Below are 23,477 nucleotides of genomic sequence, written 5' to 3' on the forward strand. Positions count from 1 at the left end.
TTTGCGCTATCGGTAACGGATTGGATCTGGCCGGTCCAGCGCTATTGGCCTCAGCCCAAGCGGCGGAAGGTCAGGTAATGCGGCGTGCGGCCTTCGCGCAGGGCTTTCTGCTCATACCGTGTGGAGATCCAGTCATCCCAGGACCGGCGCCAGTCTTCGGGGCCTTCGGCCAGCCATTCGAAACCGGCCTTCGGCACCTCCTCCAGGGTCTGGCGCACATAGTCGGGAATATCGGTCGCCACACGGAAGATCGCACCGGGCTTCAGGCAGCGAGCCAGCGGCTCCAGATGCTCCTGCGTCACAAAGCGGCGGCGGTGGTGGCGCTTCTTCGGCCAGGGGTCCGGGTACAGCAGGAAGGCGCGCGAGATCGAGGCGGCGGGCAGCACATCCATCAGGTCGCGGGCATCGCCCGGGTGGATGGCGATATTGTCCGCTCCTGCGTTGCGGATCTTGCCCAGCAGCATCGCCACACCGTTGATAAAGGGTTCGGCGCCGATGATGCCCGTGTCCGGATTGCTCACGGCCTGATGCACCAGATGCTCGCCGCCGCCAAAGCCGACCTCCAGCCAGACGTCCTTGCCGCCAAACAGCGCGTCCAGATCCAGCGGCGTGCGCTCCGGGTTTTCCTCCCAGCCGACGGCGCCGGGGCTGAGCTTGGCCAGATCCTCGTCGAGATAACGCTTTTGGCTGTCCTTCAGCGTCTTGCCCTTGAAGCGGCCATAGAAATTGCGCCAGGGGGCGCCGCTGGCGTGTTTTTCAGCCGCGTTGGAGGCGGCAGGCTGGGCATCCTTGGACTGGTCGTCGCGTGGCTTCTGGTCGCCGGACATGCGTCGGGGCTCCTGTTCGAGGCGGTATTTGAAAGGCTGGCCGCTCCTCTGCCGCAAGCAGGCCCCGGGGTCAAGCCGGTGCCGGCCCGGCTAGGGGCGCTGTTGCGGCAGAACGTCCCGCAGAACCCCGGCTGCGGTCAGGCGCAAGCGGCTGGGGTACCACTCCCCGTCGGGATCGGTGCGCAGCGTTTCGATGGCAAAGCCGGGATCGACACCGCGCGCCACCATATAGCTGAGATGGTCATAAATCTCGCGCTGGGTGTCCTCATAAATCCAGGAGCCGAACTCAAACGGTGTCGACCATCGCTGCGTCCGCCGCTCGCTGCGGTAGTATTTGTGCACGGCCTGTGCCGGCCAGTTCCGCTGATGGAAACCGATGCGCGACCCAAACGTCATCCGGCGACGGTTACCCGCCAGGAAAACATCGACGCAAGCGCTGATGCACTCCCCGTCGATTAATGTGTCGAGCCCGTATTCCAGCACCAGCGCGGCAATTTCCTCGCCGGCATAGACACTGCCGCCAATGCTGTTGAGCTGCAATTCGGTGATCTCCGGGGACTGGAGCAGAATCCCCTGCAGCTTCTCAACGTCCTCATCGGTGATCTCGGCCGGTTCGCCTCTCACATCTGTCCCGGTGTCATAAACAAGCGTTCTGCCCAGAAGACTGAATTTTTGCGGCAACCCGTCCTTTGCGGCCGCAGCTAGCGGCAGCGCCAAGCAAAGAATAGAAGCCGTCAAACGCAGCATCGCGACTCCGGAAGGTGAGGATTTCGACCCGGTCAGTATGGCGCAGCCCGTCGTTTTGCTCCAGCCTCAACGGGTCAGCGCTTCTGCCCCAATGCGCCAGACGCGGCGCCGGACCTTAGGGAAGAGGCGCATTCCGTGGATGTTTGAACGCGGGCGGCAGCACTCCACGACAAAAAAGAGCGGACCCTGCGGCCCGCTCCCCTGTTGTTAGTCCTCTGGCTTCAGACCGCTTTCTTAAGCGCCTCGGCCAGGTCGGTGCGCTCCCAGCTGAAGCCGCCGTCGGCCTCCGGCTCGCGGCCGAAGTGGCCATAAGCCGCGGTGCGCTGGTAGATCGGCTTGTTCAGCCCCAGGTGCGATCGGATGCCGCGCGGGGTTAGGTCCATCACCTGATCAATCGCTTTTTCGATGGCAGCGGGCTCGACTTCGCCGGTGCCGTGGGTGTCGGCATAGATCGACAGCGGCTTGGACACGCCGATGGCGTAGGACAGCTGGATGGTGCATTTATCAGCCATGCCCGCAGCCACCACGTTTTTGGCCAGGTAGCGCGCGGCGTAGGCCGCCGAGCGGTCCACCTTGGTCGGATCCTTGCCGGAGAAGGCGCCGCCGCCGTGCGGGGCTGCGCCGCCGTAGGTGTCGACGATGATCTTGCGGCCGGTGAGGCCCGCGTCGCCGTCCGGGCCGCCGATCACGAACTTGCCGGTCGGGTTCACGTGCCAGACGGTTGCGTCCGTCAGCCAGCCCTCGGGCAGGGTTTCGCGGATGTACGGCTCGACAATGGCGCGGATGTCATTCGAGGTCAGCGATTCATCGAGGTGCTGGGTCGACAGCACCAGCGAGCTGACACCCACCGGCTTGCCGCCTTCATAGACCACCGACAGCTGCGATTTCGCGTCCGGGCCCAGGGCCGGCTCGGTGCCGTTCTTGCGGACCTCGGCCAGGCGGCGCAGGATCGCGTGGGAGAACTGGATCGGCGCCGGCATCAGCGCGTCGGTTTCATTGGTGGCAAACCCGAACATGATGCCCTGGTCGCCTGCGCCCTCGTCCTTGTCGGCAGCGGCATCAACGCCCTGTGCGATATGGGCCGACTGCTCGTGCAGCAGGTTGGTCACTTCCACGGTCTCGTGGTGGAACTTGTCCTGCTCGTAGCCGATGTCCTTGATGCAGGCACGGGCGATCTCGTCGATTTTGCCCATGTAGTCATGCAGCTTGTCCTGGTCGGACAGGCCGACTTCGCCCCCGATGACAACACGGTTCGTGGTGGCGAAAGTCTCAGCTGCCACACGTGCTTCGGGCTCCTCCGCCAGAAAAGCGTCCAGCACCGCATCGGAAATGCGGTCGCAGACCTTGTCCGGGTGGCCTTCGGAAACCGATTCCGAAGTGAAGGTGTAGTTCATACGGGTCATGAAAAAGTGCTCCATTGAGGTTCAGCCCGCCACGCCAGGAAGCCGTTGTGGCAGGTATCGGGCCGCATTACGCGGCAAGACCGCGCGGGTCAATCTATATTCGGATAGAGTTAAACAGCTATGACCGCAGCGCAAGGGGCCGGTGGCGGAAGAACACCGCAAACGCACCAAAAAGACACAGCAGCAGGACAGGCCAGTCGCCGGTGCGGCTGTAGAGCGTCGGCGCCAGCGGTGCAGGCAGGGCCGCGTCGATATACCCGGCCTCCCCCAGCGGCAGGCTGTCCAGCATCGCCCCATCCGGCGCGATCATGGCAGAGACGCCGGTATTGGCGGCGCGGATCATCGGCAGACCCTGCTCCAGCGCCCGCATCCGGGCCTGCACCAGGTGCTGATAGGGGCCCGACCGGGTGCCGAACCAGGCGTCATTGGTGATTTGCACCAGCATCTGCGGCCGGGTTTCGGCGGCGTTCACATCCTGAGGAAAAACAGCCTCGTAGCAGATCAGCGGCAAGGCGCTGCCGATGGGCAGATCCATCACCTGCGCGCCCGGACCGGCGGCATAGCCCGCGCCCGCCTGGGAGGCAAACCCGTGGATGCCAAAGCGCGCCATGAAGTCTCCGAACGGCACGTATTCCCCGAACGGCACCAGATGCGCCTTGTCATAGGTGGTGATGGCCATGCCATCAGCGTCCAACAGCACCGCGGAGTTGTAGTAGGCGCCCGCCTCCTCCCGCTGGATGCCCAGCAGGACCGGCACGCCGCCAGCGCTGTCCGAGATGATCCGAAGCGTGTCTTCAGCGTAGTTCAGCAGCTGCGGCACCGCGGTTTCGGGCCAGACAATCAGGTCGGGCCGCGGCTCCCCCGCGGACAAGGCAACAGACCTGCGGACAAATTCCCAGCGGTGGTCAGGATGCCATTTCAGGTTCTGCGGCGCGTTGGGCTGAACGATTCGCACCGTCTTGCCCGTTTGCGCGCCCTGTAGCGGAGCGGGCACGGCGAGAACGGCAGCCGCGGATATGGCGAGCGGTGCGGCAGCGGCAAGCGGGTTTTGGCGGATCAGGGCCAGCGGTAGAAACGCCGCAAGGGTAAGCAGCCCCAGCCCCTGCGGTCCAATCCAGGGCAGCAGGTTTGCGGCGGGAGTGTCGATCCAGACCTGCCCGAAACCCGCCCACGGAAATCCCGTCAGCAGATAAGCCCGGGCGAACTCGGCCAGTGTCCATATCGCCGCCAGCACCGGCACCCGCCAGGCGCCGCGGCTGAACCGGGCGGTCAGGCCAAAGGCCGCCCCCCAGAACAGGGCAAGGCCTGCGGCCAGGAACACCAGCGCAAACGGCGCCATCCAGGCGTGGCGCTCCGGGTCGATTTGGAAGGGTTCGATGATCCACGACAGGCCAAAGGCGAAATACCCCAGCCCGAACAGCCAGCCCGCCAGCGCCGCCGTGCGGGCCGAGGCGGCTTGCAGGATCAGCCAGCCCGCAGCAGCCAGCGCGACGGGAAGCCCAAGCAGGACGTGCCAGGGCGCAAGCGCCAGAGACAGCAGCGCACCGCCGCCAAAGGCCAGCGCGGCCGGCGCAAGCCTGAGCTGGCGGGCAGCCCGGCGCAGCCCGAGTGAAATCATGCGGCGGCGTCCGGCAGCCTGACGCGCAGCCGTTTGATGCGGCGCGGGTCGGCGTCGATCACCTCGAACTCAGCCCCTTCGGGGTGCTCAATCACCTCGCCGCGGGCAGGCACCCTGCCCGACAGCATGAAGACCAGACCGCCCAGGGTGTCGATTTCTTCTTCATCCACCGCATCGTGGCTGGTCAGCGACTGGCCGATCTCAGTTTCGAATTCCGGCAGGGGCGTGCGTGCCAGAGCGATGTAGCTGCCCGGCTTTTCCTGGTACCAGGTCTGCAGCTCGTCGGCGTCGTGCTCGTCCTCGATCTCGCCGACCACCTGTTCGATCAGATCTTCGATGGTCACCAGCCCGTCAACACCGCCGTATTCGTCGATCACCAGCGCCATGTGGCGGCGTTCGGCCTGCATCTTGGTCAATAGCACCCCGATCGGCATCGACGGCGGCACGAAGAGCAGCGGACGCAGCATCCGCTGCAGGTCGAACTCCGAGCTGCCGCCATTGAAACCGTGGGTGAGCGAAAAATCCTTGAGGTGGACAAAACCCAGGGGCGTGTCCAGCGTGCCCTCGTACACGGGGATCCGGGTAAAGCCGCTTTGGCGGAAGATGCCGACCAGGTCGTCCTTGTCTATGGTTACCGGCACTGCGGCAATCTCGGCAGAGGGGATGGCAACATCTTCCACCCGCAGCCGACGCAGATTGATCATCCCGTGCGGAACTGCTCCCGCCGCGGGCTGATCGCTGCCGGGTTCCTCTTCGGCTTGCGCTTCAGTGCTGAACACGCTGAAAAGCCGTGCCCAGAAACCTGTTTTTTCGGTGGCAGGCGCTTCTGCCGCCGTGCCGTTCACGTTCTGCAGCGCGCCCTGCGCCGCGTTAGAACTGCCTTCTATGTCGCCCATCGGTCCTATCCAAAAACCCCGCTCAGGGGGCATCCTCAGTCATATATGGGTTCGCGATACCCATTTTGCCAAGTATCAGAACCTCAATCCCTTCCATTAATGCGGCATCGCGGTCACGGATGTGATCGTAGCCCAGAAGATGCAACATTCCGTGAACGGTCAAATGGCGGGTGTGATCTGCCAGCGGCTTGCCCGCCTCCCGCGCCTCGCGGACGCAGGTTTCATAGGAAATAGCGATGTCGCCGAGCGGGATCTCCCCGGTGAAATCAGCCTCCGGAAGCTGCGGCGTGCCGCCATCCTGTTCCGCTGCCAGATCCTCTGCAGGCCAGCTTAGCACGTTGGTGGGCTTGGCTTTTTCGCGGAACTCGGCGTTCAGCTCTGTGATGCGGGCATCGTCGCAGCCCAGCAGGGAAATCTCGCAGTCTTCCGGATCCAGCCCGAAATGGTCCAGCACCGCAGTGACCGCCTCGGCGGCCAGCGGCTTAAGCCCGGCGTCCTGCCAGCGGCTGTCTTCGATGGAGATGTCGAGTGTCATGAATCAGGTCCGGAAGCGGGGGCCAGCCCCCGCGCCCCCGGGATATTTAAGGCAAGAGGAAAACGGGATCAGGCCGGCATTGCGTCTGCGTCATAGGCCTCGATGATGGCCGCCACAAGGGGGTGGCGCACCACGTCGCGGGCGGTGAAGTAGTTGAAACTGATTTTGGGGATCGTTTTCAGCAGCCGTTCGGCATCGGCAAGGCCAGATTGCACACCGCGCGGCAGGTCAACCTGGCTGCGGTCGCCGGTGATCACCATGCGCGAGCCCTCGCCCAGGCGGGTGAGGAACATTTTCATCTGCATGGTGGTGGCGTTCTGCGCCTCGTCCAGCACCACAAAGGCGTTGGAGAGGGTGCGGCCACGCATGAAGGCCAGGGGCGCGATCTCGATGCGCTTTTCCTCAATCAGCTTGGCGAGCTGCTTGCCCGGCAGGAAATCGTTGAGCGCGTCATACAACGGCTGCATGTAGGGGTCGACCTTGTCCTTCATGTCGCCGGGCAAATAGCCAAGCTTCTCGCCGGCTTCCACCGCCGGGCGGGACAGGATGATGCGGTCGACATGGCCGGTGATGAACATGGACACGCCGACAGCTACCGCAAGATAAGTCTTGCCGGTGCCGGCCGGGCCGATGCCGAAGGCCAGCTCATTCTCGAACAGCGAATGCACATAGGCCTTCTGTGCCTCGGTGCGCGGTTCCACCAGTTTCTTGCGAGTCTTGATCTCCACCCGGCCGCCGCGGAACATCTGCAGCTGGCCGTCGGGTTCGGCCTCGTCCGCTTCCTGGCCCATACGCAATTCGCGGTCGATATCGCCGCTTTCGACGCTGCGGCCGGTTTCCAGCCGGTCGTAGAGCGCCGTCAGCACGCCAGCCGCCTGCTCGCGCGCCGAATCCTCGCCCATTACAGACAGCTGATTGCCGCGGCGGACGATCTGCACGCCCAGTTTCTGTTCGATGTCAGCCAGGTTACGGTCGTATTCGCCGCACAGGTCGATCAGCAAGCGGTTGTCGGGAAATTCCAGAAGCACTTCATGGGTTGCGGTCTGGTCTTGCGCGTCATTCAGGGCACCGATGGCCAAGCTGATCTCCTCAATCCGGGGTTGCCCTTTCAGTTTGCCGCCCCTGCTCCGTTTGCGCAAGCATGAGCAGCGGAAATTCACTCAATTGAAACAAAACAGCCGCCCGGAGGGGCGGCTGCAGTCTGAAAAACAGGCTGGATTTACAGCGGGTCCGCGAAGGTCGAACCGTCCTTGAACGGGCCGGTCGCCAGCGTCGGCGGCAGGTCGCTGTTGCAAACCGGCTTGCCATCAGGCGTGCGGCGCAGATCCGCGTAGCCCTCAAGACCATCGTCGATGATCCAATGCTCGCAGCCATTCGGGTCAACCCAGATGCCTGCAGTCAGGTTGGACAGGTCCAGCGATTTGCCGTCCCCGATATGCTGGTCGGTGGTTTTGTTGACCGCCGGCGTGCAGGCCGAAACGGCGGCGGCTGCGGCCAGAACGGCGGCGGCGTGCAGATTGCGTTTCATAGGATCCCCCTCAGCGCAGGCAGTAGATTTCGACACGGCGGTTTTGCGCCATATTCGCGGCACTGGTGTTGGGCACCCTTGGATCGCGTTCGCCATAGGCGCGGACACCGGCGATGCGCGCGCCGACCGAGCGGGCAACCTTGGCCACCGCATTTGCGCGGCGTTCGGACAGGCGTATGTTGTATTCATCCGACGCCCGGCTATCGGTGTGGCCTGCGACGATGAAAGAGCGCGCGCCGTTGCCCTGCGCCTTCTGGAAGAATTCGCGCAGGCGCTGCTTGCCAGCTGCGTTGATCACATGCCTGTCGGTGGCGAAAAACTGGTCGGTCGGCATCACCCCGCAGATGTTGCCCCGCCGGCAGACCGGCTTGCCGTCGGGTTTGACATGCGGAGTCATGAAGCCCTCGGCTCCGTCATCCATCACCCAATGCTCGCAACCGTCCGGATCGACCCAGATGGTCGGCACGTACCGTTCGCCCTTAATTGTCCGCTGCTGGGATTGCGCGCTGGCAGGCGCGGCGGCGATGCTGAGCGCGGCCGTGGCAGCGGCAGCCAGCGCAATCACCTTGTTCAATTTGAATTTCGACACAACCAGATTTCCTTCACCTAAGTTCCCCAGGGTGAGAGCCGCACAGGGGCCCACCGCTCAGGCCTGAAGGCAAATCTAGCTGAAATTGATGCAGTATACCTGTTAAATTCCTCCTTTTCCGGCGCGCATTGGACGCCAGTTCCGGACACTCCGCGTGCCGGGAACCCATTGTCTCTGAATAGGATGCAATCGGAAAATGCCCGGCCATTGCCGGGCGCCGGAAGCGAGCTGCGTCCAGCCCGCTCCCCAGGAGATTCGCTTGGCGGCCGCGGCCTTAGCCGATCAGCTCGCCTGCCAGCGAGTTTGCCCCCGAAGAGACAATGCGGACGCGCGCCAGATCCCCGGCGTTACGGCTGCAATCGGCCACGTGCACGGCGTGGAGATAGTCGGACTTGCCGACCATCTGGCCCGGCAGGCGGCCGGCTCTTTCAAACAGCACGCCAACCTCGCGGCCGACCATGCTGTCCTGCACCTCGCGCTGCTGCCTGGTCAGCAGGGCCTGCAGCCGCTGCAGCCGGTCGTCGGCCGCGGCGGGGTCAACCTGAGCACGCTCAGCTGCCGGAGTGCCGGGGCGGGTGGAGTATTTGAAGGAATAGGCGGTGCCGTATTTCACCTCTTCCACCAGATCCATGGTGGCCTGGAAATCCTCCTCGGTCTCTTCCGGGAAGCCGACGATGAAATCGCCGGAGATCAGGATGTCGGGGCGTGCGGCGCGGATGCGCTCGATCAGGCGGATATAGCTTTCCGCCGTATGCGAGCGGTTCATCCGCTTGAGGATCTTGTCGGAGCCCGCCTGCACCGGCAGGTGCAGATAGGGCATCAGCTTGGCACAGGTGCCATGCGCTTCGATCAGGTCGTCCTGCATGTCGTTGGGGTGCGAAGTGGTGAAGCGGATGCGCTCCAGCCCGTCGATCTTGTCCAGCTCCCAGATCAGCTGCGCCAGGGTCATGTCGCCATTGGGGCCGGCCCCATGGTAGGCGTTCACGTTCTGGCCCAACAGGGTGATTTCACGCACGCCGCGCTCAACCAGGTCCTGCGCCTCGCGCAGGATGCGGTCTGCCGGACGAGACACCTCTGCACCGCGGGTATAGGGAACCACGCAGAAAGCGCAGAACTTGTCGCAGCCCTCCTGAACGGTCAGAAACGCGGTCGGGCCGCGTTTGGCCTTGGGGCGGTTTTTCAGTTTTTCGAATTTGTCTTCTTCGGGGAAATCGGTATCGAGCACCTTCTCCCCTTCGCGCGCCTTGGCTTCCATCTCCGGCAGGCGGTGATAGCTTTGCGGGCCGACCACCAGGTCGACCAGCGGCTGGCGGCGCATGATCTCTTCGCCCTCGGCCTGGGCCACACAGCCCGCCACGCCGATCTTGAGATCCGGCTTTTCGGCCTTCAGACCCTTGAAGCGGCCCAGTTCGGAGTAGACCTTTTCAGCTGCCTTCTCCCGGATGTGGCAGGTATTCAGCAGGATCATGTCGGCGTCATCGGCCGATTTGGTCTCCACATAGCCCTCGCCGCCCAGCGCTTCGGCCATGCGTTCGCTGTCATAGACATTCATCTGACAGCCATAGGTCTTGATAAACAGCTTTTTCGGGGCGCTCATGAGTCTCAGCCTTTTAGCCTGATCCGGGGTCAGCGGCCTGCATTACAGGCAAATGCCGCCGCTTGCAATGACGCGGGAATTACCCGATTTTGACCGCAAAGGCCAGAAAGGCAGGGGCAGACGGGCATGATGTACTCTTCGCTGGAGGATTTCCTGAAGCAGGGCAAGCTGCTGCTGGCCAAGGGGCCGGTTGCGCTGGTCTTCATCGAGGATGAGGTGGAGATTGCCACCACCCTGCGCCACCATCTGCAAAGCGGCTTCAAAGCGGTTGCGGCGCTGATGCCGGATGCCTTCGACCTGCCGCAGGACGTGCGCGCCAAGGTGCACCGGGTGCCGTTCGACTGCGGGCCGGAGGGTGCGGTGACAGGTGCCGTCAACGCAGTCATTGCGGCGGCGCAGCCGGGTTGCTGGCTATACTACTGCTACAACGCGGAATACCTCTTCTACCCGTTCTGCGAGACCCGCACAGTTGGCGAGATGCTGGCCTTTCACACCGAAGAGCGGCGTGAGGCAATGCTCAGCTACGTGATTGACCTCTATGCGGGCGATCTTGATGCCTGCCCCGCCGGGGTCTCCCTGCAAAATGCCTATCTGGACAAGTCCGGCTATTACGCCCAGGCCCGTCAGGACCCCGCAACCGGCCACCCGCGCGAGCGGCAGCTGGACTTCTTCGGCGGCGTGCGCTGGCGGTTCGAGGAACACATTCCCCCAGCCAGCCGCAAAATTGACCGGATCTCCTTGTTCCGGGCCAAGCCGGGGCTGAAGCTGCAGGCCGACCACACGTTCAACGACCAGGAATACAACACCTATGCCTGCCCCTGGCATCACAACCTGACCGCCGCCGTCTGCTCTTTCCGCACAGCCAAGGCACTGAAACGCAATCCCGGCTCCACCTTCGATATCGAAACCTTCCGCTGGCACAATTCCGCGCCGTTCGAGTGGCACTCGCGCCAGCTGCTGGATCTGGGGCTGATGGAACCCGGGCAATGGTTCTGAGCGGCTGACGCCCTGCCCGCGCGCGCAGGCCGCCGGGACCGGATGCCGCTTTCCTGTCCGGGGATTATGTGTATTCTTATGGGTGTTAAATTTTCTTATGACCCTGAGAGGCACAATGGCAGCACCGCGCCGGAACATGAGCTACCGGGATATCAAGCAGGTCGTTCTCGACCGCATCCAGAACCGGATCTGGGCGCCGGACAGCCTGCTGCCGAGCGAGACCGAACTGGCTGAGGAGTTTTCCAGCACCCGCACCACCGTGAACCGGGCGCTGCGGGAGCTGGCCGAGGAAGGCTTCCTGGAGCGCAAGCGAAAGGCAGGCACACGGGTGCTGAACTCCCCGGTCCGCAAAGCCCAGTTCTCAATCCCCCTTGTCCGGGATGAGATTGCGGGAGCCGGCGCAGAATACCGCTATTCCCTGGTGGAGCGCAGCGTCCAGGCTGCACCGCCATGGCTGTCCGCCCGGCTCGACCTGCCCCAGGGCCAGGAGGTGCTGCACATCAGATGCATGCACTATGCGGACAACGCACCCTTTCAGTACGAAGTGCGCTGGGTGATCCCCGACAGCATCCCGGAGGTGCTGGAGGCGGATTTCTCCCAGTCGGGACCCAATGACTGGCTGGTGCAGAAGGTGCCGTTCACCAATCTGGAGCTGAGCTTTATGGCGACCAAGGCGGATCAGGCGGTGGCCGAGTTCCTGGACGCGCCCGCCGGAGACCCGGTATTCACGGCGGAACGGATCACTTGGCTGCGCGGCCGCCCGGTCACGCTGGCCAAGCTGTACTTTGCACCGGGATACAAGCTGACCACGCATCTGTGACGCCTGCCGCGGCCTGACCCGGCCATGAAAAAGGCCCCGGCAAATGCCGGGGCCTTTGCAGTTGCAGGCGGGATCAGGCTTTTTGCGCGCTGTCCGCGTGGGTGACCACGTCGGGCTCCAGATCCCAGATCTTGCCGTCCAGACCCTCGATCTGGTCGTCCTCAGTCACCCGCAGCCCCACGGTCCGCTCCAGGATGAAGGCCAGGATCATTGCCGTGACCACGCCAGTGCCGATGCAGACAGCCGTGCCAGCCAGCTGCATCACCAGCGAGATTTCCCCGTGCTGGAACGCATAGGCGCCTTCCTCGATCCCGAAGTAGCCGCCGCGCGGGGTGCCGGCCTTGAACAAACCCAGCATGACCATCCCAAAGACACCGGAGCCCAGGAACAGCGGGAACAGCTTGTGTTCGTCGATGCCGCGCTTCAGCGTGAACTCGTAGACAACATAGGCCACGAACGGCGCCGCGAGGCCGACGATGAAGGCCTGCCACGGCAGGTATACGTCAAAGCCCGATGCCCCGGCGACATAGCCGGCCAGCGGACCAAGCAGGGTATAGGCATACTTGCCTGTCGAGTAGGCAATCAGCAGGCCCGTGACCGCGCCGCCGGCCCAGACCATCGCGTAGTTGTTGATCGCAATACCGACACTGGTATCAGCCATGGTGACACTGACCGCCAGCGCTTCGGGGTCAAAGAAGAACAGGCAGGACAGGATCACCATCGGCAGACCGGCAAAGATCAGCAGCAGGCCCGGTGCGCACAGGCCGATGCTGGGGGCCAGGTAGGCCGAGATCCGCGGATGCGGTGCCATCATTCCCGGGCGCGCGCCCAGTTTCGGCGTGAACACCAGTGCCATGCCCGCAGGGAACAGATACACGAAGCCAACGCCAAAGAAGTCGTGGAAGCCTGCGTTGGTCAGCGGCCCGACCGAGCCCCAGGTCGCCCAGCTGAGTGCCGAGGACACCACCGCGGCGACGATGCAGGTGATGAAATAGGCCGGGGCCTTCATCCGCTCAGACACCGCAAAATGCAGCAGGATGTTGATGATCCCTGCAAACACAGCAAGGAAGAAGATGAAGATCTGGAAGGTGTTCAGCCCCGGGAAGATCCCCGGATCGGTATGATGCGCCATGGCGTTGGTCATCGCGCCGCCCAGCCACCAGTCGTTGATGGAATCCATCATGGTTGCGCCTTCCATGATGTAATACTGCCCGGCCCACAGGCCGAAACCGATAACGTAGTAGGTTGCAAACCCCAGGAAGAAGCCCAGCGTCTTTTCGATGGTTGAATTAAACAGGTTCCTGCGGCGCGCGGTTCCCGCGTCGATCAGCAGCAGTCCCACAACCACCAGGATTGCACCGACGATACCCGATGCGTACAGAATGTTCTGCACCAGCGAGTTCAGAGTGACTTGCTGAGCAAATATTGTGCTCACGTCCAATGACATTTGAATTTTCCTCCCGGTTCATTGCCATCTAGCCGGGTGTGTTTCCCCGGTCTTGTTTGCCGGCACGCACAACCGCTTCAGGCGGGCCGTGCCAGATTGAGGCGCACCAGATCAGGCCGGCTTGCGGACTCATCTGGCCTCAGGTGAATGATGCTGGGAAGAAGGCGCATCACAAAGACATTTTTTATTTTCCGGAAATGTTTTTTACCCTGAGTGCGCAAACGGGAAGATGCCTGCCGCATATGGCCAAGTCTAAAGAGCTGATGTGCAAGAATTTTAGGCTCCGCTCGGGCGAAAGGAAGCTATCGGGCAGCCTACGCACCGCCTGCGCCCAGCGAAAACGGCTTCGCACGCGCCCTGCCCCACCTGCCTTCAGAAACGTCTCAGGGGTCGATGAGGCTGCCATCCCAGGCAAAGCAGTGTCCGCTTTGGGCAGGTGTCAGGCTGTCGATCACAGCCAGCATCCGGGACACCGAATACTGCGGCGAAAAGCGTTTCTCTTCCGCGACGTTTCGCAGAAACGGTTGCGACAGGCCGCTCTCCACTGTTCCGGGATGCAGCCCGACGGCAATGGCCTCCGGGTGGCGGCGGCGGATTTCTATCGCGGCATTGCGGATGAACATGTTCAGCGCGGCCTTGGACATCCGGTATGAATACCAGCCGCCCAGATAGTTGTCGGAGATGCTGCCGACACGCGCAGATAATGCTGCAAACACCCCCCGCCTGTCACGCGGCAGCAACGGCAGAAAGTGCTTGGCGGTCAGGGCCGGGGCGACAGTGTTGGCCGTAAAGAGCGCCAGCAGCTTTTCGGCGCTCAGGTCTCTCAGGGATTTCTCGGGCATGATCTCGCCCTGATGCAGGATCCCGCCCGCCAGAATCACAAGATCAACCGCACCCTTGCCGGCAACCTGCTCCGCTGCGGCTTGCAAGCTGTCTTCATCCAGATAATCCACTTGCAGGAACTGAACACCGGCCAGGGCTTGGGCTGACGGGGTGCGGGTCAGGCTATGGATGCTGGCGCGCGGGTATTTCTGCGCCAGCTCACTCAGGAAAGCTGAGCCGATCGCCCCGGACCCGCCGCTGACAACAATGTTTCGCATGACCAGTCACCTTCTAGCAGGGATTTGCGTTTGTTACGCCCCGGCATTGGAAGCGGATCAGTTCTTGATGCCTGACCATCCATCCGGGCTGGCGGGCCGCGTAAAAAATCACGCCCGCCTATGATCCAACTTCCACACCGGTCCGTATCGGGACTATGCTGACACTAAACTTGGACAGGCCGCCCGTTAAAAACGCTGTGCTTCGGGCATCCCCTGAGGGCAAAGCAGTAGTGTCAAAAGAAAAAACCTATTCTCAGCTGACCGTGTGGCTGCTGGCCGTGCGCGACGACCGCGACCGCGCGGCGTTCGGTGACATGTTTGATTTCCTGGCCCCGCGCCTCAAGGGATTTGTGATCCGCTGCGGCGCCCGGCCCGCCTTGGCCGAAGAGATTGTTCAGGACGTCATGCTGACGATCTGGCGCAAGGCGGCGATGTTTGACCCGCACAAGGCGCAGGCGTCGGCCTGGATTTACCAGATCGCCCGCAACCGCCATATTGATATTGTCCGCAAGGAGAACCGGCCCGTGCCCGACGAACTGGGAGAGGATCCCGGTTCCGAGCCCGATGCCAGCCAGATCCTGGCCTTGGAGCAGGAAGCCCTGCACCTGAGGCAAGCCATCGCGCAATTGCACCCCGATCAGAAAGAGATGATCGAAAAGGCCTATATCGGGGATTTAACCCATCAGGAAATCAGCACCCAGACGGGCTTGCCGCTGGGAACAGTAAAGTCGCGTATCCGCCTTGGCCTTGGGCGGCTGCGCAAGGAACTAAAAGGATTGCGTTGAATGCCTGCAATCACCCATCACATCCCCGATCCGATGATCGCGGCCTATGCCTCGGGCAGCCTGCCGCACGCGTTTTCGATGGTTGTCGCCAGCCATCTGTCTTATTGCCGCGACTGCCAGGCAGCGCTTGGTGCGCACCAGGCGGTTGGCGGCGCGCTGCTGGAGGGGGCCGACTGCGTGGCGATGGCGCAGGGCGCGAAATCCGATCTCATGGCCCTGCTGGATGAGCCAGCCGCGCCGACACCGGTCTATGACGCCAAAGGGGTCTATCCGGGTCCGGTTATGCAGTCTTTGAAAGGCCGGCCGCCGCGCTGGCGCACGCTGGGCATGGGGGTAAAGCAGGACATCCTATTCGAAGATGACTTCGGCTCCGCGCGGCTGCTGTATATTCCCGCAGGCCAGGCAGTGCCGGATCACAGCCACAACGGGCTGGAGCTCACCCTGGTGCTTCAGGGAAGCTTCAGCGACGAAACCGGGCGGTTTGGTGTCGGGGACGTCGAGATCGGTGATGAGACCTTGGATCACACCCCGGTTGCAGATGCTGGCGACCCCTGCATCTGTCTGGCGGCCACCGATGCGCCGCTGCGGTTCAAGGCGCTGATCCCGCGCTTGCTGCAACCGCTGTTCCGGATTTGAAGAAGACTGATTGAGGCTGGGCACGATCTTGGGCCCCCAGCCTCACTTTCCGCGGTAAACCAGCCAGTCGGGCATCAGATCAAGTGCCTTGATCGCATAGGCGAATGGACGGGGAAAGTCCGTCCGGAACCGGCGCGATTGCATGGCAGCAACCACATGTTCGGCGGCGTCTTCCGGCTCCATCAGCTGCGGCATCTTAAAGCTGTTCTTGTCCGTCAGCCGGGTTTTGATAAAGCCCGGGTTGACCACGCGCACAGTGACGCCGCTGTCCTTCAGGTCGTGGCGCATGGTTTCTGCAAGGCTGATCAGCGCCGCCTTGCTGGCGCCGTAACCGATGGACGCGGGCAGCCCCCGGTATCCGGCAAGCGAGCCAACCAGCGTGATATCCCCGCGGCCCGCCTTTACGAACCCGGGGACCACTTGCCCCAGAACGCGCAGCGCACCGGTGAAATTCACATCGCTCATCCCCAGAACCGCCTCGCTATCCCAATCCTGGGTACGCATCGGCTCATAGGCGCCTGCGTTGTACAGCAGTGCATCGACCGGCCCGGCCTGCTGCGCGGCATTCGCAACCGATTCCGCATCTGTGACATCCAGCGGCACCGGCTCTGCCTGGCGCAGCTCACCTGCCAGCGCGTTCAGTGCATCTTCTGACCGCGCCGACAGGATCAGCCGGGCGCCGGCCCGGTCCAGCCGCCGCGCTACCTCGCGCCCCAGACCGTGGCTCGCCCCGACCATCCAAATGGTTTTGCCTGCAAACTGAGTCACGCTTTGCCCCCCGAAAATGTCGAGCTGTCAGAGATCAGCGGCTCCGGCGGTTCCGGCTTGCGCAGGAATGGCGCGCGCTTGACCCAAAGCTTGAGCGCCTGCCAGTAGATCAGCGCCACCACGCGGGCGGCGCCCAGCGGCCTGCGCAGGGCAGCCCGCAGCAGGCCGCCGGCGGTCACCGGACGGCGCAGGCCATTCAGCGTCGCCAGCACACCCTCGCGCCCGTTGGCATAGGAAATCCGGATGTTGAACGCCCGCTCTGTCATTTCGAAATTGAACCTGTAGCGCCCCGCGACCTGCTGAAACGGGGACACATGCATCAGCTTCTCCGCTTCGATCACATCGCTGCGCTGGATCGGGCGGAAATCGGGGTGCGCCGCGAAATAGCAGTGGCGGTGGCCGAAGGTGTTGTTCACCTCCGCAATAAAGGCCCGCGGGCTGCCATCCTTCACCGCGATCCAGAAGCTGACCGGGTTGAAATGGAACCACAGGAAGCTCGGCTGGGTCAGCAGCAGCAGCTGGGCCCCCTCCAAGTGAAACCCGCGCCGCTCCAGCTCCTCGCGGAACCAGGCGGCGCCGCGCCCGTTGCCGCGGGGGCCGCCGTGGCGGCGGTCGTGAATCGAGAACAAGTTGAAGCGATTGCGCGACAGCAGCGGCGGCGCGCCATGGGTCATGTCAGTCAGAATATAGTCCACGCCGTAGCGGAATGCATTCCTCAGGCTGCCCCGGCGCGCGTGAAAAGTCTGTGCTGCAATATGTTCGATCATGCACCGGTTACGCATCCGCCGCTGCCCCGGATCACCCGCAAACACAGTTTTATCGGGAACGAAGTGATCCGCATTCTTGCCGGCGGCGTATCCGGTCGAAACAACAGCAAGGGAAAACCGACACATGCTGGATCAAACTCAGGGGCCACGGCGCAAGATTGCCATCGCGGGAGCCGGTATTTCAGGGCTGTCCGCGGCGTATTACCTGTCTGAACGGCATGATGTCACCTTGTTTGAATCCGCTCCGCGGCTGGGCGGCCATGCGCGCACCGTGATGGCGGGCAAGAACGGCGATCAGCCGGTGGATACCGGTTTCATAGTATTCAACTACGCCACCTACCCCTACCTGACCCGGCTGTTCCGCGAATTGGACGTGCCGGTAATCAAAAGTGAAATGAGCTTTTGCGCCAGCATCGACGACGGCCGCCTGGAATACGGGCTGAACAATCTCCGCATGCTGGCCGCGCAGAAACGCAATCTGGTGCGCCCGCAGTTCCACAAGATGGTCGCCGATATCGTGCGCTTTGGCAAACGGGCCGAGGCCGCAGCAACCGATGACGACAAGACCATCGGCGAACTGGTGGAGGAGCTGGGCCTAGGGAGCTGGTTCCGCAACCACTACCTGATGCCGATGTGCGGCGCGATCTGGTCGACCCCTGTCACCGACGTCGATGCCTTCCCGGCCAAGTCGCTGGTCCGCTTCTTCCGCAACCACGCGCTGCTGGCGGGCACCGGCAAACACCAGTGGTGGACCGTCAAGGGCGGCAGCATCGAATATGTCCGCCGTCTGGAAGCCGCGCTGATTGCCCGCGGCTGTGAGATCCGCACCGGCTCCCCGGTTCAAAACGTCACCCGCCGCGCTGGCCGTGTGTCAGTTCAGGCCCAGGGAGCGGACCCGCGCGTCTTTGATGACATCATCCTTGCCTGCCATTCCGATCAGGCGCTGGCCATCCTTGGCGCTGATGCCACTCAGCTGGAGGCCGCCGCGCTCGGGGCAATCCGCTATCAGCCGAACACGGCGGTGCTGCACTGCGACGAAGGGCAGATGCCCAAGCGGCGCAGCTGCTGGTCGAGCTGGGCCTACCGCAGCCAGGACGGCGGCGTCGGGGTCACCTACTGGATGAACCGGCTGCAAAGCATCCCGGAAAGCGATCCGCTGTTCGTGACCCTGAACCCCACCCGGCCCATTCCTGCGGACAAGGTCTATGACACGGTGGCGTTCTCCCACCCCGTTTTCGACAAGGCAGCCCTGCGCGCCCAGCGCCAGATCCGGGCGATGCAGGGGCAGAACAACACCTGGTTCGCGGGCGCCTACAATCGCCACGGCTTTCACGAAGACGGCATCGCCAGCGCCATGCGGATCGTCCGCATGATGAATTCTCTCACCTACTCACCGGTCAAAGGAACAGATCATGGCATTCACGGACAAAGCTCTTCAGTCGGAATTCCTGGACACCTGCGCGCGACTGCGTGAGGGGCGGCTGACGCTGCGCACGCCGGTTGGCGCACGCTATGAATTCGGTGACCACGGCCCCGAGGCCGAAATGCAGATCAACGACTGGGCCGCGGTTTCTGCGATGGCGGCGCACGGCCAGGTCGGGCTGGGCGAAGCCTATGTGCAGGGCCTGTGGGACACACCGTCCGTCGAGGGGCTGATGCAGCTGGCGATGCGCAATCGGGACCACCTGAGCAGCTATGATCAGGCCAGCCCGCTGAACCGGGCCAAGTTCCGCATCGTCGACACCCTGCTGCGGGCCAACTCCAAACGCGGCGCCCGCAAGAACATCCGCGCGCATTATGATGTGGGCAATGAGTTCTACCAGCTGTGGCTGGACGACGGCATGACCTATTCCTCCGGGTTGTTCGGGGCGGAGGGCGATGATCTGGCGCAGGCGCAGACCCGCAAGAATGCCCGTATTCTGTCGCGGCTTGGCGATGGCGAGCAGGTGCTGGAGATCGGCTGCGGCTGGGGCGGCTTTGCCGAGCAGGCCAGCGCCGAGGGCCGCGACGTGACCGGCGTCACCATATCGCGCAACCAGCACAGCTATGCCGAAAGCCGCCTGGACGGGCGCGCCGACATCCAGCTGCGCGACTACCGCGATATCGAAGGGAAGTTTTCAAGCATCGTCTCCATCGAGATGATCGAAGCTGTCGGCGAACGCTACTGGCCCAGCTATTTCGCCAAGCTCAAGAACAGCCTGGCCGAAGGCGGCCGGGTGCTGCTGCAGGCGATCACGGTGCGCGATGACTTCTTCCCGACCTACCGGACCTCCTCCGACTACATCCGCCAGTATGTCTTTCCCGGCGGCATGCTGCTGTCCGACCAAGTGATCGCGCAGCAGGCAAAGACCGCCGGGCTGCAAGTCGCGGACAATTTCGCCTTTGGCCAGGACTACGCCAAGACCTGCCGGATCTGGGCCGAGCGTCTGGCTGCGCAGAAGCGCCGCATCATGGATCTGGGCTATGGCGAGGCTTTCTTCCGCAACTGGCAATACTATCTTGAGATCTGCGCCGCCTCCTTTGCGATCGGCCACACCAATGTGGTGCAGGTGGAGCTGGCCCATGCGTAAGCTGCTCCTGACCCTCTGCCTGCTTGCGGTGCCGGCGGGCGGCTTTGCCTCTCCGGTTCAATCGCTGCTGCCGGGGGCCGAACAGCGCGGCGCGGCGACATTCCGGTTTCTTGGCCTGCCGGTCTATCAGGCCCGGCTGTTCACCAGGGGCGCAGCACCGCTCGACTGGTCCCAGGATTTCGGCATCGAGCTCACCTATCAGCGCCGGCTGAGCCAGGATGATCTGGTCGAGGCAACGCTTCGCGAAATGCAGCGCCTGGGATATTCTGCGCCCGGCCGCACCCAGTTTGAGGCCTGTTTCAAGGGCGTCTCTCCCGGCGACCGGTATCTTGCGGTCAGCCAGGGTCCGGACCGGGTCAGGTTTCTACGCAATGGGCGCACCGCCTGCACCCTGAACCAGGCAGGAATCAAGCGCAGCTTTATGTCGATCTTTGTCGGGGAAAACACCCGCTCTGACCGCTTCACCCGCGCGCTCCTGGGCTGATGATGCTGTATCCCCGGGTCAGCCTCTATGCGATGATGCTCGCCTCGGCGGGGATCCCGCTTTATATCCACCTGCCGCAGTTTGCGTCAGTTAACCTGGGGATCGGATTGGGGGCGCTTGGCGGCATCCTGCTGGGGATCCGACTGTTTGATCTGGTACAGGACCCGTTGATCGGCTGGGCTATCGACCGCTGGCCGCAGTCGCAGCTTTGGTTCGCGCTGGCGGCGGCGGGCGGCCTGGCCGTCGGATTTCCGCTGCTGTTCGGCCTTTCGGCAGGCCCCCTCGTGGTGCCAAAGCTTGTGCTTGTCCTGCTGCTGCTGTTCTCGGCCTACAGCCTGGGCATGATCCTTCTCTATGGCCGCAGCGCAACGCTTGCCAAACAGTCCACCCCGCGCGAGCTGATGACGCTGGCCGCCTTCCGCGAAGCCGGAATGCTGAGCGGCGTGATCTTCGCCGCCATCGCACCAGCGGTTCTGGTAGCACTCGGTGCTGCAGGCCAGGGTTATGCGGCCTTTGGCCTTGTCCTCGGGGGCTTTGCCCTGTTCACCGCGGCGGCCACCCGGCCGGTCTGGATGCGCCCGGCGGTCACAGGTCAGCCGTTGTCAGCCATGGCCCTGACACAAGCCGGCGCGCTGCGCCTTTTGACCTTGGCGGTGCTCAACAGCCTGCCGGTGGCTCTGACCTCCACCCTATTTCTGTTTTTTGTCGAAGACCGGCTGCAGCTTGCAGGTTACGCCGGGCCGTTGCTGGTCCTGTTCTTCCTCTGCGCCGGGCTCAGCGTGCCGCTGTGGGCACGCCTCAGCCAGCGGGTTGGACCGAAAAAGACGCTTCTGATCGCCATGCCGCTGGCCATTGCCAGCTTTGCGGGCGCCGCAGCCCTAAGCCCGGGCAGCCTGCTGGGCTTTGCGGTGATCTGCGCGGTGTCGGGCGCCACTCTGGGTGCTGACATGGTGCTGCTGCCCGCCATGTTCAGCATCGCGCTGACCAAGGCGGGTCTCAACGCATCCGCCGCTTTCGGCATCTGGTCCTTTGCCGGCAAACTGGCGCTGGCATTGGCCGCCGCCCTGGCGCTGCCGCTGCTGGAGCAGCAGGGCTTCCGGCCTGGAACGGACAACAGCCAGCAAGCGCTCACCGCCCTTGCGCTGGCCTATGCCGTCCTCCCCTGCATTCTGAAAACCGCCGCCTTCGCCTTTGCCCTGACCCTGCCATCAGAAAGAGCAACAGCATGAAACTCCTCACCATACTCCTCGCGATCGTTCTTCTTCTGATGATCGCGAAAACCTACCTGTTCAGCTTCCGCTTCCAATCACCGGATGATTATGCGGACACCGGCCCGCAATTCATCCTGACCAAGCACCTGTCCGGTGAGATCCTGTCCGAAGGCGTGATTTTCGGCCCCACCGGCAAGATGGCAAACAGCTTTACCGCCAGGATGGTGGGCGAATGGGATGGCGACACCGGCACGCTGAGCGAGGAATTCACGTATTCCAACGGCGTCACCCAAAGCCGCAAATGGTTCCTGACCCTTGGCCCTGGAAACACATTTACCGCAACAGCCGATGATCTGGTTGGAGAGGCGCAGGGCATCGTGTCCGGCTCCACCGTGCAACTCACCTATGAAATCATCCTGCCTGAAAGCGCCGGCGGGCACACCCTGAAAGCCACCGATTGGCTGTATCTGACTGCTGACGGCGTGATCATGAACAAGTCGGAAATGCGCAAATTCGGGCTCAAGGTTGCGGAGCTGGTCGCCACCATGCGGCCTGCCCGCTGACCCGTGACGGTGACACCCAATGACCTCCTCTGACGATCAGTCCGGCGAGCGCAGCCTCATCCACATTCTAGGCGACCAGCTCAGCCGCAACATCGCCGCGCTCAAGGGCGCGGCCCCCGAGCGCGACATCATCCTGATGGCGGAAGTTGCGGAGGAAGCCGGGTATGTCCAGCACCACAAGAAGAAGATCGCGTTTCTGTTCTCAGCTATGCGCCACTTCGCGCAGGAGCTGGAGGATAACCGCTGGCAGGTGCGTTATGTGCGCCTCGATGACCCGGATAACTCCGGCAGCCTGACCGGCGAAATCGACCGGCTGCTTGCTGAGCATCCGGTCGACCGCGTCGTTGTGACCGAACCCGGCGAATACAGGTTGAAATCCGCGTTTCTTGACTGGGCAGAGGCGGCGGACATTCCCTTGGAGATGCCGCAGGACAGCCGGTTTCTCTGCTCCCATGACCGGTTTCGCGAATGGGCCGAAGGGCGCAAGCAGCTGCGCATGGAGTATTTCTACCGCGAGATGCGCCGGGAAACCGGGCTGCTGATGGACGGCGATGAGCCGGAAGGCGGCAAATGGAATTTCGATCACGAGAACCGCAAACCGGCCGATGGCGGATTGTTCCTGCCGCGTCCGCCGGAAACCAGCCCGGACGCCATCACAGAGGAGGTTCTGGATCTGGTCGAGGCCCGGTTTGGAAACCATTTCGGCACCCTGCGCCCGTTCTGGTTTGCAGTCACCCGGGACGGCGCACTGGAAGCGCTGGAAAGCTTCGCCGACAAGGCGCTTCCCGGCTTTGGCGATTATCAGGACGCAATGCTGGAGGGGGAGCGGTTCCTCTACCACTCCGTCCTGTCTCACTACATCAATGCGGGACTCCTGGAGCCGCTGGAGGTCTGCCGCCGGGTGGAGCGGGCATATTACGAGGGGGATGCCCCCCTCAATGCCGCCGAGGGATTCATCCGCCAGATCATCGGCTGGCGCGAATATGTGCGCGGGATCTACTGGCTCAACATGCCCGGCTATACCGAACAGAACTTTCTGGAGGCCACCCGCCCCCTGCCCGGCTTTTTCTGGACGGCTGACACGGACATGGCCTGTGTGGCGGCTGCGGTCCGCCAAACCCGCGACGAAGCCTATGCGCATCACATCCAGCGGCTGATGGTGACAGGAAACTTCGCCATGCTGGCGGGCGTCGACCCGCATCAGGTGCATGAATGGTACCTGGCAGTTTACGCCGACGCCTATGAATGGGTGGAGGCCCCCAATGTGATCGGCATGAGCCAGTACGCCGATGGCGGCCTGCTGGGGTCGAAGCCCTATGCCGCCAGCGGCAATTACATCAACAAGATGTCCGACCATTGCGCAGGCTGCCGCTACAGCGTGACGCAGAAGACCGGCGAGGATGCCTGCCCGTTCAATCCGCTCTATTGGGACTTCCTGGTGCGCAATCAGGACAAGCTGCGGGACAATCCGCGCCTCAAGCGGGCCTACAGCACCTGGGACAGGATGTCCGAGGCGCGGCAGGAGGAATACCTGGACAGCGCCCGCAAGGTGCTTGACCAGCTCTGACCGCAAACGCCGGGACAGCAGGA

At 63.1% G+C, this 23,477-nt stretch carries 24 protein-coding genes and 1 riboswitch; of the genes, 10 read left to right on the forward strand and 14 right to left on the reverse strand.

The genetic code is table 11. From position 1 onward, the window contains the following. Window positions 1-50: 50 nt before the first annotated feature. The 10 genes from trmB to miaB all read right to left on the reverse strand — a co-directional run bounded on the left by trmB (window position 51) and on the right by miaB (window position 9,740). Window positions 51-827 (reverse strand): tRNA (guanine(46)-N(7))-methyltransferase TrmB, encoded by a 777-nt coding sequence (trmB, locus tag AC5STI_RS11555; protein ID WP_475047522.1) that lies wholly within the window; start codon window positions 825-827, stop codon window positions 51-53. Between the two features lie 90 nt (window positions 828-917). After that, window positions 918-1,451 (reverse strand): COG3904 family protein, encoded by a 534-nt coding sequence (locus AC5STI_RS11560; RefSeq protein ID WP_475047525.1) that lies wholly within the window; start codon window positions 1,449-1,451, stop codon window positions 918-920. A gap of 344 nt (window positions 1,452-1,795) precedes the next feature. Then, window positions 1,796-2,977, reverse strand: a complete 1,182-nt coding sequence (metK, locus tag AC5STI_RS11565; protein ID WP_490399625.1) for a methionine adenosyltransferase — start codon at window positions 2,975-2,977, stop codon at window positions 1,796-1,798. A 7-nt stretch (window positions 2,978-2,984) separates the two neighbouring features. Beyond that, window positions 2,985-3,034: riboswitch (SAM-SAH riboswitch) on the reverse strand. A 61-nt stretch (window positions 3,035-3,095) separates the two neighbouring features. Then, a complete protein-coding gene (gene lnt / locus AC5STI_RS11570; protein WP_495446754.1) occupies window positions 3,096-4,595 on the reverse strand; it encodes an apolipoprotein N-acyltransferase in 1,500 nt (499 codons plus the stop codon). Then, entirely contained in the window at window positions 4,592-5,491 is a 900-nt protein-coding gene (locus AC5STI_RS11575; protein WP_495446755.1) for a hemolysin family protein, read from the reverse strand. Before AC5STI_RS11575 ends, lnt begins: the two co-directional genes overlap by 4 nt. Before the next feature lie 22 nt (window positions 5,492-5,513). Further along, a complete protein-coding gene (gene ybeY / locus AC5STI_RS11580) occupies window positions 5,514-6,026 on the reverse strand; it encodes an rRNA maturation RNase YbeY (RefSeq protein ID WP_495446756.1) in 513 nt (170 codons plus the stop codon). Between the two features lie 68 nt (window positions 6,027-6,094). Beyond that, on the reverse strand, window positions 6,095-7,105 hold the full coding sequence (locus AC5STI_RS11585; RefSeq protein WP_475047535.1) for a PhoH family protein: 1,011 nt from the start codon (window positions 7,103-7,105) through the stop codon (window positions 6,095-6,097). 140 nt (window positions 7,106-7,245) lie between these two features. After that, a complete protein-coding gene (locus tag AC5STI_RS11590; RefSeq protein ID WP_475047537.1) occupies window positions 7,246-7,554 on the reverse strand; it encodes a hypothetical protein in 309 nt (102 codons plus the stop codon). 10 nt (window positions 7,555-7,564) lie between these two features. Beyond that, entirely contained in the window at window positions 7,565-8,143 is a 579-nt protein-coding gene (locus AC5STI_RS11595; protein WP_475047540.1) for an OmpA family protein, read from the reverse strand. A gap of 274 nt (window positions 8,144-8,417) precedes the next feature. Beyond that, complete coding sequence (miaB, locus tag AC5STI_RS11600) at window positions 8,418-9,740, reverse strand: tRNA (N6-isopentenyl adenosine(37)-C2)-methylthiotransferase MiaB (RefSeq protein WP_495446757.1); 1,323 nt, start codon at window positions 9,738-9,740, stop codon at window positions 8,418-8,420. Between the two features lie 126 nt (window positions 9,741-9,866). Here miaB and AC5STI_RS11605 point away from each other — a divergent pair, with 126 nt between their 5' ends. Further along, entirely contained in the window at window positions 9,867-10,736 is an 870-nt protein-coding gene (locus AC5STI_RS11605) for a glycosyltransferase family protein (protein WP_495446758.1), read from the forward strand. A gap of 136 nt (window positions 10,737-10,872) precedes the next feature. Further along, the gene (hutC, locus tag AC5STI_RS11610) at window positions 10,873-11,556 is read left to right on the forward strand and encodes a histidine utilization transcriptional repressor HutC (RefSeq protein WP_495446759.1); all 684 of its coding nucleotides are present in this window, start codon (window positions 10,873-10,875) and stop codon (window positions 11,554-11,556) included. A gap of 73 nt (window positions 11,557-11,629) precedes the next feature. Here hutC and AC5STI_RS11615 read toward each other — a convergent pair whose 3' ends face one another. Both AC5STI_RS11615 and AC5STI_RS11620 read right to left on the reverse strand, forming a co-directional pair. Continuing rightward, window positions 11,630-13,003, reverse strand: a complete 1,374-nt coding sequence (locus tag AC5STI_RS11615; protein WP_495446760.1) for an ammonium transporter family protein — start codon at window positions 13,001-13,003, stop codon at window positions 11,630-11,632. 383 nt (window positions 13,004-13,386) lie between these two features. Next, window positions 13,387-14,103, reverse strand: a complete 717-nt coding sequence (locus AC5STI_RS11620) for an SDR family NAD(P)-dependent oxidoreductase (RefSeq protein WP_495446761.1) — start codon at window positions 14,101-14,103, stop codon at window positions 13,387-13,389. Window positions 14,104-14,333: 230 nt separating this feature from the next. Here AC5STI_RS11620 and AC5STI_RS11625 point away from each other — a divergent pair, with 230 nt between their 5' ends. Further along, a complete protein-coding gene (locus tag AC5STI_RS11625; RefSeq protein WP_495447759.1) occupies window positions 14,334-14,888 on the forward strand; it encodes a sigma-70 family RNA polymerase sigma factor in 555 nt (184 codons plus the stop codon). Next, window positions 14,889-15,524: a ChrR family anti-sigma-E factor gene (locus AC5STI_RS11630; protein WP_495446762.1), complete on the forward strand. Its 636-nt coding sequence runs from the start codon at window positions 14,889-14,891 to the stop codon at window positions 15,522-15,524. It abuts the gene before it with no gap. 42 nt (window positions 15,525-15,566) lie between these two features. Here the strand turns inward: AC5STI_RS11630 and AC5STI_RS11635 are convergent, their stop codons facing one another. Then, window positions 15,567-16,292, reverse strand: a complete 726-nt coding sequence (locus tag AC5STI_RS11635) for an SDR family NAD(P)-dependent oxidoreductase (protein ID WP_495446763.1) — start codon at window positions 16,290-16,292, stop codon at window positions 15,567-15,569. Next, window positions 16,289-17,059 carry a DUF1365 domain-containing protein gene (locus AC5STI_RS11640; protein ID WP_495447760.1) on the reverse strand — a complete coding sequence of 257 codons (771 nt, stop codon included), beginning with the start codon at window positions 17,057-17,059 and terminating at the stop codon, window positions 16,289-16,291. The genes AC5STI_RS11635 and AC5STI_RS11640 overlap by 4 nt, the downstream gene beginning before the upstream one ends. Before the next feature lie 124 nt (window positions 17,060-17,183). Between AC5STI_RS11640 and AC5STI_RS11645 the strand changes: the two genes are divergently transcribed. Genes AC5STI_RS11645 through AC5STI_RS11670 form a run of 6 tightly spaced genes read left to right on the forward strand, consistent with a single transcriptional unit; the run spans window position 17,184 to window position 23,454 of the window. Then, on the forward strand, window positions 17,184-18,533 hold the full coding sequence (locus tag AC5STI_RS11645) for an NAD(P)/FAD-dependent oxidoreductase (protein ID WP_495446764.1): 1,350 nt from the start codon (window positions 17,184-17,186) through the stop codon (window positions 18,531-18,533). Further along, window positions 18,472-19,629, forward strand: a complete 1,158-nt coding sequence (locus tag AC5STI_RS11650) for a class I SAM-dependent methyltransferase (RefSeq protein WP_495446765.1) — start codon at window positions 18,472-18,474, stop codon at window positions 19,627-19,629. Before AC5STI_RS11645 ends, AC5STI_RS11650 begins: the two co-directional genes overlap by 62 nt. Then, a complete protein-coding gene (locus tag AC5STI_RS11655) occupies window positions 19,622-20,113 on the forward strand; it encodes a hypothetical protein (RefSeq protein WP_495446766.1) in 492 nt (163 codons plus the stop codon). Before AC5STI_RS11650 ends, AC5STI_RS11655 begins: the two co-directional genes overlap by 8 nt. 2 nt (window positions 20,114-20,115) lie before the next feature. Beyond that, the gene (locus tag AC5STI_RS11660) at window positions 20,116-21,342 is read left to right on the forward strand and encodes an MFS transporter (RefSeq protein WP_495447761.1); all 1,227 of its coding nucleotides are present in this window, start codon (window positions 20,116-20,118) and stop codon (window positions 21,340-21,342) included. Continuing rightward, a complete protein-coding gene (locus AC5STI_RS11665; RefSeq protein ID WP_495446767.1) occupies window positions 21,339-21,887 on the forward strand; it encodes a DUF3833 family protein in 549 nt (182 codons plus the stop codon). The genes AC5STI_RS11660 and AC5STI_RS11665 overlap by 4 nt, the downstream gene beginning before the upstream one ends. Window positions 21,888-21,906: 19 nt before the next feature. After that, a complete protein-coding gene (locus AC5STI_RS11670; protein WP_495446768.1) occupies window positions 21,907-23,454 on the forward strand; it encodes a cryptochrome/photolyase family protein in 1,548 nt (515 codons plus the stop codon). Window positions 23,455-23,477: the final 23 nt, after the last annotated feature.

This window comes from Leisingera sp. CC-HEC096, assembly GCF_059429235.1.

Bases quoted from the DNA above. Each gene is read 5' to 3' on its own strand.
- trmB (WP_475047522.1), bottom strand. From the start codon at position 827: ATGTCCGGCGACCAGAAGCCACGCGACGACCAGTCCAAGGATGCCCAG.
- metK (WP_490399625.1), bottom strand. From the start codon at position 2,977: ATGACCCGTATGAACTACACCTTCACTTCGGAATCGGTTTCCGAAGGC.
- lnt (WP_495446754.1), bottom strand. From the start codon at position 4,595: ATGATTTCACTCGGGCTGCGCCGGGCTGCCCGCCAGCTCAGGCTTGCG.
- AC5STI_RS11575 (WP_495446755.1), bottom strand. From the start codon at position 5,491: ATGGGCGACATAGAAGGCAGTTCTAACGCGGCGCAGGGCGCGCTGCAG.
- ybeY (WP_495446756.1), bottom strand. From the start codon at position 6,026: ATGACACTCGACATCTCCATCGAAGACAGCCGCTGGCAGGACGCCGGG.
- AC5STI_RS11590 (WP_475047537.1), bottom strand. From the start codon at position 7,554: ATGAAACGCAATCTGCACGCCGCCGCCGTTCTGGCCGCAGCCGCCGCC.
- miaB (WP_495446757.1), bottom strand. From the start codon at position 9,740: ATGAGCGCCCCGAAAAAGCTGTTTATCAAGACCTATGGCTGTCAGATG.
- AC5STI_RS11605 (WP_495446758.1), top strand. From the start codon at position 9,867: ATGATGTACTCTTCGCTGGAGGATTTCCTGAAGCAGGGCAAGCTGCTG.
- hutC (WP_495446759.1), top strand. From the start codon at position 10,873: ATGAGCTACCGGGATATCAAGCAGGTCGTTCTCGACCGCATCCAGAAC.
- AC5STI_RS11615 (WP_495446760.1), bottom strand. From the start codon at position 13,003: ATGTCATTGGACGTGAGCACAATATTTGCTCAGCAAGTCACTCTGAAC.
- AC5STI_RS11620 (WP_495446761.1), bottom strand. From the start codon at position 14,103: ATGCGAAACATTGTTGTCAGCGGCGGGTCCGGGGCGATCGGCTCAGCT.
- AC5STI_RS11630 (WP_495446762.1), top strand. From the start codon at position 14,889: ATGCCTGCAATCACCCATCACATCCCCGATCCGATGATCGCGGCCTAT.
- AC5STI_RS11640 (WP_495447760.1), bottom strand. From the start codon at position 17,059: ATGATCGAACATATTGCAGCACAGACTTTTCACGCGCGCCGGGGCAGC.
- AC5STI_RS11645 (WP_495446764.1), top strand. From the start codon at position 17,184: ATGCTGGATCAAACTCAGGGGCCACGGCGCAAGATTGCCATCGCGGGA.
- AC5STI_RS11650 (WP_495446765.1), top strand. From the start codon at position 18,472: ATGGCATTCACGGACAAAGCTCTTCAGTCGGAATTCCTGGACACCTGC.
- AC5STI_RS11655 (WP_495446766.1), top strand. From the start codon at position 19,622: ATGCGTAAGCTGCTCCTGACCCTCTGCCTGCTTGCGGTGCCGGCGGGC.
- AC5STI_RS11660 (WP_495447761.1), top strand. From the start codon at position 20,116: ATGCTGTATCCCCGGGTCAGCCTCTATGCGATGATGCTCGCCTCGGCG.
- AC5STI_RS11665 (WP_495446767.1), top strand. From the start codon at position 21,339: ATGAAACTCCTCACCATACTCCTCGCGATCGTTCTTCTTCTGATGATC.
- AC5STI_RS11670 (WP_495446768.1), top strand. From the start codon at position 21,907: ATGACCTCCTCTGACGATCAGTCCGGCGAGCGCAGCCTCATCCACATT.